This is a genomic window from Hoylesella pleuritidis, from assembly GCF_963541955.1.
GTDB classification, from domain to species: Bacteria; Bacteroidota; Bacteroidia; order Bacteroidales; family Bacteroidaceae; genus Prevotella; species Prevotella pleuritidis.
The window spans coordinates 100244-111657 of sequence record NZ_CAUTUT010000010.1 but is presented as its reverse complement, the minus strand read 5'-3'; the positions used below and the strand labels follow the sequence as shown (position 1 = coordinate 111657).

General features: G+C 42.4%; 12 protein-coding genes and 4 tRNA genes. 6 read left to right on the top strand and 10 right to left on the bottom strand.

The window, feature by feature from the left end; translation table 11 throughout:
* Nucleotides 1-67: 67 nt before the first annotated feature.
* Nucleotides 68-649, bottom strand: coding sequence for a sugar O-acetyltransferase (locus tag RWY97_RS05935; protein ID WP_315566085.1), 582 nt, complete (start codon nt 647-649; stop codon nt 68-70).
* 276 nt (nt 650-925) lie between these two features.
* Here RWY97_RS05935 and RWY97_RS05930 point away from each other — a divergent pair, with 276 nt between their 5' ends.
* The 3 genes from RWY97_RS05930 to RWY97_RS05920 are packed head-to-tail and all read left to right on the top strand — an operon-like array spanning nt 926 to nt 3260.
* Complete coding sequence (locus RWY97_RS05930) at nt 926-2008, top strand: 4Fe-4S binding protein (protein WP_315566084.1); 1083 nt, start codon at nt 926-928, stop codon at nt 2006-2008.
* A 36-nt stretch (nt 2009-2044) separates the two neighbouring features.
* Nucleotides 2045-2590 (top strand): NUDIX hydrolase, encoded by a 546-nt coding sequence (locus RWY97_RS05925; RefSeq protein ID WP_315566083.1) that lies wholly within the window; start codon nt 2045-2047, stop codon nt 2588-2590.
* A 7-nt stretch (nt 2591-2597) separates the two neighbouring features.
* Nucleotides 2598-3260 (top strand): MgtC/SapB family protein, encoded by a 663-nt coding sequence (locus RWY97_RS05920; protein WP_315566082.1) that lies wholly within the window; start codon nt 2598-2600, stop codon nt 3258-3260.
* A 58-nt stretch (nt 3261-3318) separates the two neighbouring features.
* On the opposite strand, the gene RWY97_RS05915 is transcribed toward RWY97_RS05920, so the two are convergent.
* The 9 genes from RWY97_RS05915 to nspC form a co-directional block, all read right to left on the bottom strand.
* Complete coding sequence (locus RWY97_RS05915; protein ID WP_315566081.1) at nt 3319-3927, bottom strand: 4'-phosphopantetheinyl transferase superfamily protein; 609 nt, start codon at nt 3925-3927, stop codon at nt 3319-3321.
* Between the two features lie 8 nt (nt 3928-3935).
* On the bottom strand, nt 3936-5255 hold the full coding sequence (gene gldE, locus RWY97_RS05910; RefSeq protein WP_273178270.1) for a gliding motility-associated protein GldE: 1320 nt from the start codon (nt 5253-5255) through the stop codon (nt 3936-3938).
* Nucleotides 5256-5289: 34 nt separating this feature from the next.
* Entirely contained in the window at nt 5290-5697 is a 408-nt protein-coding gene (locus tag RWY97_RS05905; protein ID WP_021583040.1) for a single-stranded DNA-binding protein, read from the bottom strand.
* A gap of 45 nt (nt 5698-5742) precedes the next feature.
* Nucleotides 5743-6297 carry a hypothetical protein gene (locus RWY97_RS05900; protein WP_021583136.1) on the bottom strand — a complete coding sequence of 185 codons (555 nt, stop codon included), beginning with the start codon at nt 6295-6297 and terminating at the stop codon, nt 5743-5745.
* A 26-nt stretch (nt 6298-6323) separates the two neighbouring features.
* Nucleotides 6324-6396, bottom strand: a tRNA-Gly gene (locus RWY97_RS05895).
* 25 nt (nt 6397-6421) lie between these two features.
* A tRNA-Leu gene (locus RWY97_RS05890) sits at nt 6422-6505 on the bottom strand.
* Nucleotides 6506-6529: 24 nt separating this feature from the next.
* Nucleotides 6530-6614: transfer RNA gene (locus tag RWY97_RS05885), tRNA-Leu, on the bottom strand.
* Nucleotides 6615-6650: 36 nt separating this feature from the next.
* A tRNA-Gly gene (locus tag RWY97_RS05880) sits at nt 6651-6726 on the bottom strand.
* A 292-nt stretch (nt 6727-7018) separates the two neighbouring features.
* A complete protein-coding gene (gene nspC / locus RWY97_RS05875; RefSeq protein WP_315566080.1) occupies nt 7019-8188 on the bottom strand; it encodes a carboxynorspermidine decarboxylase in 1170 nt (389 codons plus the stop codon).
* Nucleotides 8189-8304: 116 nt separating this feature from the next.
* Here nspC and RWY97_RS05870 point away from each other — a divergent pair, with 116 nt between their 5' ends.
* The 3 genes from RWY97_RS05870 (at nt 8305) to RWY97_RS05860 (ending at nt 11369) form a co-directional block, all read left to right on the top strand.
* The gene (locus tag RWY97_RS05870; protein ID WP_021583112.1) at nt 8305-8913 is read left to right on the top strand and encodes a thiamine phosphate synthase; all 609 of its coding nucleotides are present in this window, start codon (nt 8305-8307) and stop codon (nt 8911-8913) included.
* A gap of 41 nt (nt 8914-8954) precedes the next feature.
* A complete protein-coding gene (locus RWY97_RS05865) occupies nt 8955-9893 on the top strand; it encodes a ribose-phosphate pyrophosphokinase (protein WP_021583042.1) in 939 nt (312 codons plus the stop codon).
* 285 nt (nt 9894-10178) lie between these two features.
* A complete protein-coding gene (locus tag RWY97_RS05860; RefSeq protein WP_021583114.1) occupies nt 10179-11369 on the top strand; it encodes an ATP-binding protein in 1191 nt (396 codons plus the stop codon).
* Nucleotides 11370-11414 lie beyond the last annotated feature (45 nt).

Genomic DNA, 11414 nt, shown 5'->3' with positions numbered 1-11414 from the left:
GATTATAAAGAAAAATCATAATATAAAAAGAAAAAATTCTAAAATCATTACAAAACGAAATAGATATCTATTCAATATTAACCTTATTATATATAGTTCTCAAATCTTTCTTCACTACAGCCGGGTTTCCTGCGGCAAGACAATCATCCGGTATATCACGAACGACCACCGAACCTGCAGCAACGATACAACGGTTACCAATAGTAACACCCGGGCAAATCACGACTCCGCCTCCCAACCACGTGTCATCACCAACAACAATCGGATAAGCAACCTCTTTCGGTTCACGACGTTCGATATAATCAATAGGGTGTTGCGGCGTATAGAACTGGCAATTAGGTCCGACTTTTACATTGGCCCCTATCCGTACGAATGCCTCATCCAATATAGTACAACCAAAATTTAAAAATGTTCTTTCTCCCAAAATAATTCCATTACCGTGATCGCAATAGAATGGTGGGCACACAATCGTAGATTTCGGAATATCAGGAATCAGCTCTTCTATTACCGAACGATAATCAGCATTTTTTATCGTCATCATCTGCAATTGACAACAAAGTTCCTTAGCACGCACTAAACTGCCATAAACTTCCCGATCGGAGAAATAATACATCTCTCCATTTCGCATTTTTTCAAATTCCGTCTTCATTCACATCATTATATTATTAGCCTAAATTCAGTTTGACAAAAATACAAAAAAATCATCATTTTGCAGGAGAAAGGTCCTATTATTGAATATTTATAGCTAATTTTGCAACAGTATACAGTCAAACGTACTGTAACAAACAGTGTTGCGATTAACGGCTTTTCAGCGGGCAACTAACGGCTTTTCGGCCCACGATTAACGGCTTTTTACAAGATGAAAAGCCACAAATCGGAAAGCTATTCGCAACTCCCTGCGTAACAAGATATTACAAAGTTAAGAATGAAGAATGAAAAAATTAAACAGGTGTTTTGTCTTATCACCTGCATAATGGTAATTATCGCCGTGGCCATCAACCGTGATCATAAGGTCTTAGGACACGATTTAACAACCCAAGCGACAATCAACAGTAAGACGACCCAAGTTGACACAATGCGTACAGAACCTGATGGCACCATCGTCATTAACACGACCGAATTAGGCAAAGATATTAAAGGATATGGCGGTCGAGTTCCTTTGGAAATCTATTTAAAAGAAGATCGAATAATCAAAGTCAAGGCATTGAAAAACTCGGAGACACCCGATTTCTTTGCAGAAGCGTCCCAACTACTCACCCGCTGGAACGGAAAGACATCCGACGAGGCATTAGCAATGAAAATAGATGGCATCAGCGGTGCCACATTTTCATCACGCGGCATCATCAAAAATATGCAATGCGGACTGCAATATGCACAGAAAAATGCCTCCGAACCGTCATTTTGGGAACGTATAGACTGGTCAGCCAAATCGCTCATCGGACTTATCGTGGTACTGGCCGGCGCCATTTTACCGCTCTTTTGGAAGAACAAACGCTACCGAACCGTACAGATGCTTCTTAATATTACGATCTTGGGACTGTGGTGCGGCACGTTCATCTCCTATTCGCTTATCGTAAATTATATGTCAGCAGGCATCGATCCGTGGACGGCTCTCGTGCCCATCGTAATGCTCATTACGGCTTTCATCTACCCGCTTTTTGGCAAAAAAAACTACTACTGCAATAACATCTGCCCTTGCGGAGCCCTACAAGACTTAGCCGGAAAAGCACGGAAAAAGAAATGGAAGATGAGTTCACAGACAGTCAAACTGTTGGGTAACCTTCGACAACTATTTTGGTCAATTCTGATGGTACTGATGCTGGCTGGCGTTCTGTTCCAATGGATGAACTACGAGATATTTACGGCCTTTATCTTCCGCTCCGCTTCGGTTGTGGTTTTGATTTTGGCAGGTATCGTTACAATGCTTTCCGTCTTCGTGCCACGCCCTTACTGTCGTTTCATCTGCCCCACAGGCACCTTATTCAAGATAGCACAGGGTGGGAAATAAGCCATCACGCAACTATTCGTTTAAAACAAAATGATTATGAAACAGAGAGAATTAAAATGGGAAATCATCAGCAGTGAGTACCTCATTCAGCGTCCGTGGCTCACGGCCCGACGCGATGCCGTGCGACTGCCCAACGATACTGTCTGTGAAGAATATTATGTTTTGGAATATCCCGATTGGATCAACGTCATCGCCGAAACAGTCGACGGGCAAATACTCATTGAACGACAATACCGCCACGGGCATCAATCAGTGAATTTCGAGATATGCGCTGGCGTCATCGAATCGGGCGAGACACCTATCCAAGCAGCTCAAAGAGAGCTCTATGAAGAGACCGGCTACACAGGAGGAGAATGGACAGAATTGATGACGATTGCTCCCAATCCCGGCTCACAGACCAATCTTTGCCACTGTTTTCTTGCCCGAGGTGTAGAGAAAACAAGCCGACAGCATCTCGATCGTACAGAAGACATCGAAGTCTACACTTATACTAAGACCGAAGTTCGCGAAATGTTACAGCGCGGCGAATTTCTCCAAGCAATGATGGTAGCCCCACTCTGGAAATATTTTTCACAAGAATGACACAACGATGAACACAGCATTAATCCTCCACATCTTCATTGCAGCACTATTAGGCGGTATTATTGGACTCGAAAGAGAATATCGAGCCAAGGAAGCCGGATTCCGGACCCACTTTCTCGTAGCTCTTGGCAGCGCTCTCTTTATGGTCGTTTCGCAATACGGTTTTGCTGAAATACTGCGCTACCCCGGCGTTTCGCTTGATCCCTCGCGTATCGCAGCACAAGTAGTTTCGGGTATCGGATTCATTGGTGCAGGAACCATTATCTTTCAGAAACACGTGGTTAGAGGGCTCACAACGGCAGCAGGCCTATGGGTAACATCAGCTATCGGTCTGGCCTGTGGTGCTGGGATGTATATTATTTCAATCACAGCTACAATACTGGTGCTACTCTGTTTGGAAACCATATATTTCATCTTGAACCGTTTCGGATCACGAAATATCGCCATTACTTTTACCTCTCCCGACCGCGAAAGTATTCGCCAAATTATCAAGTCGCTGAGAAAAGAAGGTTCTGATATCGACTCTTACGATATGAAAGAGCAGTGTTCGTCCACGGGTTGTGTTTATTTGGTGAATATGGAAATGCGAGTAAAGCGCAATCAATATGAAGACCGCATCCTCGACATCATCTCTCAACTTGATGGAGTAACTATCGAACACATCGAATAAACGATCGAACGAATAAATAAAAATAAATACTATCCGCTTCAAATTGAGAATACTATCATCAATTTAGTATGGCATAGGTTAAAACAAAGGAGGGAGTAAGGTGGTAATGAACAGGAATCATCGTGCGGGTCCTGAGATTCTCTACCTTTACTAAGCCTTGTTCTCGGGGTATAAAAGGGCAAAGCCGCATCTCAAAATATTGCAAGGCTTCAACAGAAAAAAGTTTATAGACGGTTTCTTTGGCACTCCAATTGATTAACTGGATATCGACGGAAGAAGAAATTTCATCTTGGCGGATGAATTTATGCACAATACGACTCACTCGATTACTATAATATTCAATATCAACGGCCACCTCTTTATTTGTAGAGATAAGTAAAACAGCATATCCTCGGGTGTGACTGATACTGACGTGATAGCCCTCCACGTGTGGTTTTCCATTGGGATAATGAGTAATCGATAATCGGCTATTGTTCGTCATAGCAAAAAGTAAGCTATAAGTAGCTAAGATTTCAAGTCGTCGAGATGCTGATTGATAATCGGATAACCTGGAACAGAGATCCTGTAAGTGGGGATTTGCTGCAAAAAAAAGTTCAATCGTCTCCTCGATCTTCCATAAACCGAGTCGGACATCGGGTGCAACGGTTTCTATCTTGATCAACGGCATTGCTGCTATCAGACGCTATGAATGACAACTTTAACACGACTGATGCGTCGCTCTTCAATGCCCATCACCTCGAAAGTGTAATTGCGATATTCAAGTTTTTCGTGCATTGAGGGGAACTCGCCTTTGAGTTCGAGAAGCAATCCGGCTACAGTATCAGCGTCGCCTTCTACCTCTGAAAACTCATCATCATTGATGTTCAGTATCTTACAGAAGTCACTCAGCAACGTTTTTCCCTCGAAAATATACGTGTTATAATTGAGTTTGGAATAAGTTTTCTCCTCATCATCATACTCATCATTGATTTCTCCCACAATCTCTTCCAAAATATCTTCAAGCGTCACAATGCCACTTGTCCCGCCAAACTCGTCTACGACAATAGCAATATGCACTTTGTTTTCCTGAAATTCACGCAAAAGGTCATCGATTTTCTTGGTTTCCGGCACAAAATAAGGCGGCCGGATTAGGCTCTGCCAACGGAAATTAGCAGTCTTAGAGAGATGGGGCAAGACATCTTTAATATAGAGCACGCCACGGATATTATCCGTATTATCCTGATAAACAGGAATACGACTGTAATTGTTTTCTACAATGCAGCGCAAGACATCCGTGAAATTACTTTTGATATCGAGGTCAATCACATCTTGACGACTAGTCATTACCTCTTTGGCTGTTTCATCTCCGAATCGGATAATACCTTGTAACATCTTCTGTTCGGCTTTGATGTCGTTTTTATCCGTAAGCTCCAGCGCCTGCTCCAGGTCGTCGACGCTTAGCACGTGGTTCTCTTTCTGCACCACCTTCTCAGCTAATATACCACTCCGAAGCAGTATTGTCTCTAACGGCCAGAATAATTTACGAAGAAAAAGGATACCGTTTACCGTGCGACGGCAGAAGACCAAGCTATTCTGTCGACTGTAAACCTTAGGCATTATTTCGCCAAACAACAAGAGGAGAAAGGTCAATAAAACAGTAATGCACAGGAATTGCAACCAATAAGCGCGTTCGCCGAAATGTACAACAGTAGCAAACACATAATTGCACAGCATAATAATCGTTACATTAACAAAATTATTCGTGATGAGAATAGTAGCTAATGTGCGCTCAGAATCATCGCGAAGCATCTGTATTTCGTTATCACGCAGTGTCTTACTTTCATCAAGTTCGGCAAGGTCTGTCGGTGAAAGATTAAAAAAAGCAATCTCAGAACCACTGGCAAATCCCGAGACTAAAAGTAGGATTGCTGCCAAAAAAACTGCAATTAGTGCACCAATAGTCGGCGCTTGTAGGTAAACATCCGACAGAGACTCGGTAAGAAAAGAGGTATCCAATTGTTTTCTTCCTGTTAACTAATGATCAACGTGACTAAAAAGGAAGCCCGCCTTTATCATCTTGTGTCTGTGTTGAAGTGGCAGAAGCGAGCTTTTCCGTATCCTGAGGAGCAGATTTTGGAGAGAGTAATTCCATATTCTCAGCTAAAATCTCAGTAACATAGCGACGTTGTCCTTTCTGATCATCATAGCTTCTATAACGTATCCGTCCCTCGATATAAAGTTTGTCGCCTTTATGAACATATTTTTCTGCGATCTTCGCCAGGCCTTTCCACGTAATAATATTATGCCAATCCGTACGTTCAGGTACCTGAGTTCCATTCTGCAAAGTATATCCACGTTCGGTCGTTGCCAGTGGGAACTGAGCCATAGCTTGGTCATTCTCATAATATCTCACATCCGGATCTTTGCCGACATTACCTATAAGCATTACCTTGTTCATTGTTTTGGGAACCTAATTAGACAGATATTTTATGTCGTGAAAGGATTACTTCCACATTCCTAAATACTTAAAATGGAAATTCTTACCCTTTGCCGAGGGGAATTGACTACGACTATCTACCCGCTCGCGCAAATGATTGACGATACGATTGTAACCGTCTTGTCCCGAAACAGCCTTGCAACGTGCCACAAAATGTGTATCGCGATATTCATGCTTTCCTGTCGTCGGAACCATAACTACACGTTTGAAATCAAGTGAACACTCATACCATCCGGGATGTTCCTCTGTCAGACGCGTCATTGCCGATGAAGCCAAATCACGCCGCTCCGGCCCTGCTACTGTTGGGATGACAGGCCGTAAAGCCTTTTTCTGTTTAAAATCGATCATCGTCTCGGCCGAAGTCTTAATAATAATGAAATATACCCGCGGTCGAACTTTGTATCTTTTAGGATATAGCACATCACTTTCAGCGTATTCTCTAATATCTGCTGCTAATTCAGTATTCATCCCAATATCGGGTATCGAACTTAAAAAGGCCAATGCCTCATCCACATTATATACTAATGTTTCTCTGTCGAAATATCTTAAATATAAATTCATCGGATGCTTATGTTTCTCTAAAAAAGAGCGGAAAACGGGACTCGGACCCGCGACCCCGACCTTGGCAAGGTCGTGCTCTACCAACTGAGCTATTTCCGCTTACGATGTATCCATTCGTTCTTTGTGAAGAGGAGGAGACTCGAACTCCCACGACACAATTGTCACTACCCCCTCAAAGTAGCGCGTCTACCAATTCCGCCACCTCTCCGACAAAGTTTGACATCTGAATAAATGGTGCCCAGAACAGGACTCGAACCTGCACGTTGTTAAACACACGCACCTGAAACGTGCGCGTCTACCAATTCCGCCACCTGGGCATTTGAGGTTTCCCCATTTGGTATTTATTCAGAATGTGGAGCGGAAAACGGGACTCGGACCCGCGACCCCGACCTTGGCAAGGTCGTGCTCTACCAACTGAGCTATTTCCGCATTATAATCCTATATATTATAGGAGCATCTCTCTAAATGCGGTTGCAAAGGTAATGCTTTTTTCCGACACTGCAAATTTTTCCGTGATTTTTTTCCGTGAAGACAACGATTTATCAAGTTCTCCACATTGTTTTATCAATTATTTCAATCGACTTTAAAAACCTTTCAAATCCCCTTTATATATAAGGGTTGGCAGTCATATGGCTTTTTGCACGATCATTAACAGCTTTTCAAGCTGCGAAAAACCGTTAAACGCAAGGCAATAAGCATCTTTTCATCAGACCAAAGTTTATCAGTCCATCCGCAGCTTATAATCTTCATAACCGTATTCACGCAAGATTTCAAGTTCGCCGTCTGTGTGCACAATTCCGATAGACGGATGCCGGATGCCATTAAACATACAGGTTTTGACCGTAGTATAATGCATCATATCTTCAAAAATAATGTTTTCACCGATTTGCAACGGATGGTCGAATTGCCAGGAGCCCATAAAATCACCAGCCAAACAGCTATTTCCCCCTAACCGATAAGTATTCAGAGACTGCTTGTCAGTCCTTGCTCCCTCAACAATTCGAGCCCCTCGAACTACAGGCATATACGGCATTTCCAAACAGTCGGGCATATGGCAGGTGAAACTTACATTCAGAACAGCCGTCCGAATACTTTCATCTTCGACCACATCCACCACCTGCGATACTAACGGACCTGTCTGCCAAGCGAACGCACTACCCGGTTCTAAAATCACGTTGAGATTCGGATAACGAGAACGAAAACCTTTCAGAAGATCAATCAGCAATTGAACGTCATAATCCTTTCGTGTCATCAAATGACCACCACCGAAGTTGATCCACTTCAAACGAGGTAACCACTGTCCGAACTTCTCCTCAATATGCAACAAGGTACGAGCAAAAACATCTGCTCCACTCTCGCAATGGCAATGGCAATGAAAACCTTCGATATCGGCTGGCAGCATATCAGATAAGTCACCAGCACGCACGCCGAATCGCGTCCCGGGTGCACAGGGATTATAAAGCATCGTTTCTACCTCAGAATATTCGGGATTCACACGCAATCCCAGACTGATACCGGGATTATTTTCTCTAGCTATCGCGTGATAACGATCCCATTGCGACAACGAGTTGAATGTGAGATGACTCGAGCAACGAGCAATCTCTTCGATATCATCATCCGTATAAGCGGGCGAATAAGTATGCGCCCTACCCCCGAATTCATAATAAGCCAAAAGAGCTTCATTGAGCGAACTTGCAGTCGTAGCATTGATATACTCGCGGAAAATAGGAAAAATTTTCCAGAGTGCAAAGGCTTTGAATGCCAAGATGATTTCTACATCAGCTGCACAAGCCACACTTCTGATCAATTCGAGATTGTTCCGAAGGCGTACTTCTTCTATAATATAAATAGGTATATTAATCTCTTTGAAAGTACGTATATCAATTTTCATATATACTATTTAAATGTTGCTGAGAATATTTTCACGCAAAGTTAACATTTTGTCTCTGATAAATTGCAAATTTAATGGAATTTTCCTACTTTTGCAATCGTAAACGATTACGGATAATGAAGCTTGTCATAATGACCAAATCCACATTCTTTGTGGAAGAAGACAAAATTCTTACTGCACTCTTCGATGAGGGTATGGATATCTTACACCTATCTAAACCCGACTCATCCCCACTGTATTCTGAGCGCTTGCTAACGCTCCTGCCCGATGATTATCATCGCAAGATCACCGTACACGAGCATTATTACTTGAAAAATGAATTCGGACTCGCCGGCATACACATCAATGATATGAATACAGAAACACCCAAGGGTTATCATGGACACATCGGGCGTACTTGCACAAATACGGCAAGATTGAAAGAGATGAAAAAGAAAGCAGACTATGTTTTCTTGCGAAACATCTTTAACAGCAAATCGAATTCTGATGAACAATCTACTTTCACAATGAGTCAACTTGAAGAAGCGGCCTCGCAAGGACTCATCGACCGTAAAGTCTATGCACTCGGCGGAATGGATATCGACGCCATTCGTACGGCTCGCGAACTCGGATTCGGCGGCGTGGTCATCAGCGGTGATCTGTGGAATCGATTCGATATTCACAACGAGACTGATTTTAAGGCCGTCATCAATGAATTTGTTCGCCTGCGTCGGACCGTAGGATAAACCCAAACAAGATATACATCAAAATATAAACACAAAATAAGATGAGTGAGAAAGACTCCTTTTTGGTATTCTCGGGAACGAAAACGAGATACCTTGCAGAAAAGATCTGCACCAGTTTAGGTTGCCCGTTAGGAAATCTTTTGGTAACAAGATTCTCAGACGGAGAGTTTGCCGTCTGTTACGAAGAGTCCATCCGCGGCCGCGATGTGTTCCTTGTTCAGAGCACATTTCCCAATTCGGACAATCTGATGGAACTACTATTAATGATTGATGCCGCCAAAAGAGCCTCGGCACGCAATGTCATCGCCGTCATCCCTTACTTCGGATGGGCTCGCCAAGACCGAAAAGACAAACCTCGTGTGAGTATCGGTGCCAAACTCGTAGCCGACCTGCTGGGCGTAGCCGGCATCGACCGACTTATTACAATGGACCTCCACGCAGATCAAATTCAAGGTTTTTTCAATGTACCCGTAGATCATCTTTATGCTTCAGGAGTCACTCTACCTTATCTCCAAAGCCTCCATCTCGACAACCTTGTCATTGCATCGCCTGACGTCGGTGGCTCTAAACGTGCCAATACTTATGCCAAATACCTCGGTTGTCCACTCGTGCTGTGCAATAAGACACGTGCTCGCGCCAATGAGGTAGAGAGTATGCAAATCATCGGCGACGTGAAAGACAAGAATGTGGTCATTGTAGACGATATGGTCGACACGGCCGGAACTATTACCAAGGCAGCCGATATAATGAAACAAGCTGGTGCTAAAAGCGTACGTGCCTGCGCATCTCATTGCGTAATGAGCGGTCCTGCTTCCGAACGTGTACAAGATTCGGCTCTCGAAGAAATCGTTTTCACCGATTCCATCCCTTATTCTCACCGCTCAGCCAAGGTTAAACAATTATCCGTAGCCGATATGTTTGCCGAGACCATCCGTCGTGTGGTCAACAACGAAAGCATCTCTTCACAGTACTTGATTTGATGAAAAGATTAATAATAAAGGATGAAAGATGACTGTTTATTTGTTCAGTACAATTAAACTTTCATCTTTCATTTTTATCATTCATATTTAATTTAAAACTCTATTTTCTTTGGTCGGAAAATAAACTATCGATTTGAGAAATTCAAATCGATCTTTATGCCTTATTAAAAACACAGATTTCGTTGTGCAAAAAAATATAAATCGTGAAGTTTTTGTAATCCACACTTTGCAAATTTCAAAATTTGTAGTATCTTTGCAGGTGTTAAAATGAAGGATAAACAAGATATGGAGGATGCTTTCTTTCGCACACACACTTACTTGATTGAGCATACAAATGCACCAGTCAAGCGAAAGCTGATGAACGAAATCAACTGGGAGGACCGGCTGATCGGCATTAAAGGTACACGTGGCGTGGGAAAGACCACTTTTATCTTACAATATGCTAAGGAACAGTTCGAGGCTAGTGACCGCCAATGCCTTTATGTGAATATGAATAACTTCTATTTTCAAGGACGCGGCATTGCAGATTTTGCCAGAGGTTTCGTCAAACACGGAGGCCGAGTTCTATTGATAGACCAAGTGTTCAAGCAACCGGATTGGAGCAGAGAACTTCGCAAATGTTACGATCAATTTCCTGAACTGAAAATCATTTTTACAGGTTCAAGCGTAATGCGATTAAAAGAGGAGAATCCTGAACTTAACAGTATTGTCAAGAGTTATAATCTCACAGGATTTTCATTTCGCGAATATCTTAATCTTCAAACAGGACATCAGTTTCCTTCATTCACATTAGACGATATCTTACAGAATCACGAGCAAATCACGAAACAAATTCTCCCGAAAGTGCGGCCATTAAAGTTCTTTCAAGAATATATTCACCACGGGTTTTATCCTTTCTTCTTAGAACATCGGAATTTTTCCGAAAATCTGCTCAAAACAATGAATATGATGATAGAGGTGGATATCCTGTTCATCAAACAAATTGAGCTGAAATATCTGACGAAAATCAAGAAACTGTTCTATCTTTTAGCCGTGAATGGGCTGAAAACACCGAATATAAGTCAGCTGGCACAAAGCATTGAGACAAGTCGGGCTACGGTGATGAATTATATCAAATATCTGTCGGATGCGCGTCTCATCAATATCATTTATCCTATGGGACAGGATTTTCCCAAGAAACCAGGCAAAGTAATGATGCACAATCCTAACCTGATGTATGCGATTTATCCCATTCAGATCGATAATCAGGAATTGATGGAGACTTTTTTTGTCAACGCTTTGTGGAAAGATCATCTCGTAAATCAAGGCGGAAAAGAACAACATTACGTCATAGACGGCGACAAGAAATTCAGGATATGCAATGCCTCAGGCAGTAATAAGATTCGGTTCAATCCTGGAACGATTTATGCACGATATAATACTGAAATAGGAAAAGATAACCAAATACCCCTATGGTTGTTAGGTTTTCTTTATTAATAGAACAAATATACAAAACATTTAATTAACATTTATCAATAAGAC

Coding starts and splice junctions, on each gene's coding strand:
- RWY97_RS05935 (WP_315566085.1), bottom strand. CDS start 649: ATGAAGACGGAATTTGAAAAAATGCGAAATGGAGAGATGTATTATTTC.
- RWY97_RS05930 (WP_315566084.1), top strand. CDS start 926: ATGAAGAATGAAAAAATTAAACAGGTGTTTTGTCTTATCACCTGCATA.
- RWY97_RS05925 (WP_315566083.1), top strand. CDS start 2,045: ATGAAACAGAGAGAATTAAAATGGGAAATCATCAGCAGTGAGTACCTC.
- RWY97_RS05920 (WP_315566082.1), top strand. CDS start 2,598: ATGAACACAGCATTAATCCTCCACATCTTCATTGCAGCACTATTAGGC.
- RWY97_RS05915 (WP_315566081.1), bottom strand. CDS start 3,927: ATGCCGTTGATCAAGATAGAAACCGTTGCACCCGATGTCCGACTCGGT.
- RWY97_RS05905 (WP_021583040.1), bottom strand. CDS start 5,697: ATGAACAAGGTAATGCTTATAGGTAATGTCGGCAAAGATCCGGATGTG.
- RWY97_RS05900 (WP_021583136.1), bottom strand. CDS start 6,297: ATGAATTTATATTTAAGATATTTCGACAGAGAAACATTAGTATATAAT.
- nspC (WP_315566080.1), bottom strand. CDS start 8,188: ATGAAAATTGATATACGTACTTTCAAAGAGATTAATATACCTATTTAT.
- RWY97_RS05870 (WP_021583112.1), top strand. CDS start 8,305: ATGAAGCTTGTCATAATGACCAAATCCACATTCTTTGTGGAAGAAGAC.
- RWY97_RS05865 (WP_021583042.1), top strand. CDS start 8,955: ATGAGTGAGAAAGACTCCTTTTTGGTATTCTCGGGAACGAAAACGAGA.
- RWY97_RS05860 (WP_021583114.1), top strand. CDS start 10,179: ATGGAGGATGCTTTCTTTCGCACACACACTTACTTGATTGAGCATACA.